General features: G+C 73.9%; 4 protein-coding genes. 3 read left to right on the top strand and 1 reads right to left on the bottom strand.

Features of this window, described 5'->3' with window-relative positions; translation table 11 throughout:
* On the bottom strand, positions 1-968 hold a 968-nt coding region (locus tag VGB14_15910; protein HEX9994414.1), incomplete at its 3' end, for a DMT family transporter.
* Between the two features lie 94 nt (positions 969-1,062).
* On the opposite strand from VGB14_15910, the gene VGB14_15905 reads away from it, so the two are divergent.
* From VGB14_15905 to VGB14_15895, 3 genes are all read left to right on the top strand, one after another.
* Positions 1,063-1,356: a hypothetical protein gene (locus tag VGB14_15905; GenBank protein ID HEX9994413.1), complete on the top strand. Its 294-nt coding sequence runs from the start codon at positions 1,063-1,065 to the stop codon at positions 1,354-1,356.
* Between the two features lie 83 nt (positions 1,357-1,439).
* On the top strand, positions 1,440-2,021 hold the full coding sequence (locus VGB14_15900) for a response regulator (GenBank protein ID HEX9994412.1): 582 nt from the start codon (positions 1,440-1,442) through the stop codon (positions 2,019-2,021).
* A 61-nt stretch (positions 2,022-2,082) separates the two neighbouring features.
* The coding region (locus tag VGB14_15895) for a 5'-3' exonuclease H3TH domain-containing protein (GenBank protein HEX9994411.1) at positions 2,083-3,061 on the top strand (979 nt) is incomplete at its 3' end.

Raw genomic sequence — 3,061 nt, 5'->3', positions numbered from 1 at the left:
CGGATGGGCCCGCAGGCGCCGCCGCCGCCGCCGTCGTCGCCGCAGCCGGCCAGCGCGCCGGCGGCGACGGCCACGACGAGCAGGGTGCACGCCGCCGCCGACGGGATGCGCCAGAACCGGACCCGGTCGTGGACCACGGCGATGCCGAGCACGATCAGCGCCCCTCCCGCCAGCACCCGGGGCTCGAACCGCTCGCCCAGCGCGACGACGCCGACGGCGACGGCCACGACGGGGACGAGGTAGGTGACGAGCGAGGCCTTGGTCGGGCCGACCTCGTGGATCACCCGGTAGTTCATGACGTAGGCGATGCCGGTGCCCATGGCGCCGAGGAGCACGATCGACAGCAGCCGCCGGGGCGCAGGGTCGATCCCGTCGACGAGCGTCGTGCCCAGGGCCACCGGGGCGAGGAGGACGGTCGCCGCGACCAGCTGGCCGGCCGCGGCCACGGTCGGCTCGACGCCCATGAGGTGGCGCTTGGTCCACGCGAACGCCAGCCCGTACCCGGCGCCGGCGAGCACGGCGGCGAGCGAGCCGGCGACCGACGAGTCGGCCAGGTCCGACCCGCCCACGCCGGCGGCCACGGCGACGCCGCCGAAGCCGATGGCGAGGCCGATGGCCGGGGCCCGGCGCAGCCGCTCGCCGACGAGCAGGGCGACGCAGAGCGCGGTGAACAGCGGGGTCGAGGCGTTGAGCACGGCGGCCAGGGCGGACGTGATGCGCTGCTCGCCCCAGGCGAGGAGCGTGAACGGCAGCACGCTCCCGGTGACCGCCATCACCGTGAAGTGGCCCCAGAGGCGGCGGTCGCGGGGGAGGGAGCGGCCCTGCCAGCGCAGGATGACGAGGAGCACGCCGGCGCCGAGGGCGACCCGCAGGCCGGCGACCGTCGCCGGCGTCATCCCCCCGACGGCCACCTTGATGAAGAGGAAGGACCAGCCCCAGATGACGGCGAGGACGAGCAGCCGCCTCATGCGCGGCGCGGGGGAGCCGACGGTGCCCGCATCCGTCCATTCTGGCGACGGCCTGCCGGTCCACCACCGGCAAGTGGCGCCTAAACTCGCCGCCGTGCCGCGGTCCTCGATCGAGCGCCGGCTGTCCGGTGTGGCCGAGCGGCTGAAGCAGCTGCGCGGGGAGCTCGTCGTGGTCGACGAGCAGCTCGCCCACCTGGCCGACGCCGCCGACGAGATGCGGCTCCGCGCGCTCGTGTCGGAGACGCCGCTGGCCGACCGGGAGCACCACGAGGCCGAGCGGCACGCGGACGCCATGCGCCGGCGCCGGGCCGAGGTCGTGGCCACGATCGCCGAGCTCGAGGCGGCCCAGGACGAGCTGCTCGACCGGCTGGTGGCCGAGCGCCGCTAGCCGGCCGGCCGAGGGCCGCCCCGTGCCGAGCACCCTCGCCGAGCGCCACTAGGCTCAAGGGACCCGCCCCGCAAGGAGCCCGAGTGCCGACCCGCGTCGTGATCGCCGAAGACGAGGCCATCATCCGCCTCGACCTGAAGGAGACCCTCGAGGAGGAGGGCTACGAGGTCGTGGGCGAGACCGGCCGGGGCGACGAGGCCGTCGCCCTGGTCAAGGAGCTCGAGCCCGACCTCGCCATCCTCGACATCAAGATGCCCGGCCTCGACGGGCTGTCGGCGGCCAGGGAGATCTCCGCCGAGCAGCGGGCCGCCGTCCTCATCCTCACGGCGTTCAGCCAGCGGGACCTGATCGAGCGGGCGAGGGACGCCGGCGCCCTCGCCTACCTGGTGAAGCCGTTCCAGCGCAGCGAGCTGATCCCGGCCGTCGAGGTCGCGCTCGGCCGCTTCCGGGAGATGAAGGCCTTGGCCGACGAGGTGCGGGGGCTGGAGCAGCAGCTCGAGGCCCGCAAGGTGGTCGACCGGGCGAAGGGGCTGCTCATGGACCGCCACGGGATGACCGAGGGCGCCGCCTTCTCGTTCATCCAGAAGCGGGCCATGCAGGAGCGGCTGACCATGAAGGTCATCGCCCAGCGCATCATCGACGGCGAGCTGGTCCCCGAAGGCTGAGCGCCCGCAGGGCGGACCGGTGGCGGCCATCCGGCGAGGGTGGCGGTCCTAACCTGGCGGGGTGGCCAAGGTCCTCCTGCTCGACGGGAACTCGCTGACCTACCGGGCGTTCTTCGCGCTGCCGGCGGACATGGCCACGGCCTCCGGCCAGGTGACCAACGCCGTGTTCGGCTTCACGTCGATGCTGATCAACCTGCTGCGGGACCACCGCCCCGACCGGGTGATCGTGGCCTTCGACCGCCCCGAGCCCACGTTCCGCCACGAGGCGATCGCCGACTACAAGGCCAACCGCAGCGAGGCGCCCGACATCCTGCGCCAGCAGGTCGGCCTCGTCCGCCAGGTGGTCGAGACCCTCCGCATCCCGATCGTGGAGAAGGCCGGCTTCGAGGCCGACGACCTGATCGCCACGCTGGCCACGACGGGCAGGGACGCCGGCGACCACATCGTGATCGTCACCGGCGACCGGGACACCTACCAGCTGGTCGAGGACCCGCTCGTGCAGGTGCTCTACAACCGGCGGGGCGTGTCGGACTACGTGCTCTACGACGAGGCCGGCATCAGGGAGCGGACCGGGGTGACCCCGGCCCAGTACCCGGAGTACGCGGCGCTGCGGGGCGACCCGTCGGACAACCTGCCGGGCGTGCCGGGGGTCGGCGAGAAGACGGCGGCCAAGCTCATCACCACCTACGGCGGCCTCGACGGGGTGTTCGCCCACCTGGACGAGCAGTCGCCCAAGCTTCGCCAGAACCTGGCCGAGCACGAGCAGCGCGTGCGGGTCAACGCCAAGGTGATGGTGCTCGACCGGTCGGTCCCCCTCGACGTCACCCCCGACGAGCTCCTCATGGGCCGGTTCGACCCCGAGGAGGTCCGCCGGCTGTTCGACTTCCTCGAGTTCCGCACGCTCTACGACCGCCTGGCCGAGGCCGTCGACACCGAGATGGCGCCGGTGGCGGCGGCCGGCGTGCTGGAGGCCGAGGTGCGGGAGGCGGCCGCGCCGGCCGAGGCCGTGGAGCTCCTGGAGGAGCTGGCGGGGGCGGCCG

It is taken from the genome of Acidimicrobiales bacterium (assembly GCA_036399815.1).
GTDB lineage: Bacteria > Actinomycetota > Acidimicrobiia > Acidimicrobiales > DASWMK01 > DASWMK01.
This window is presented reverse-complemented; position numbering and strand designations above follow the sequence as displayed.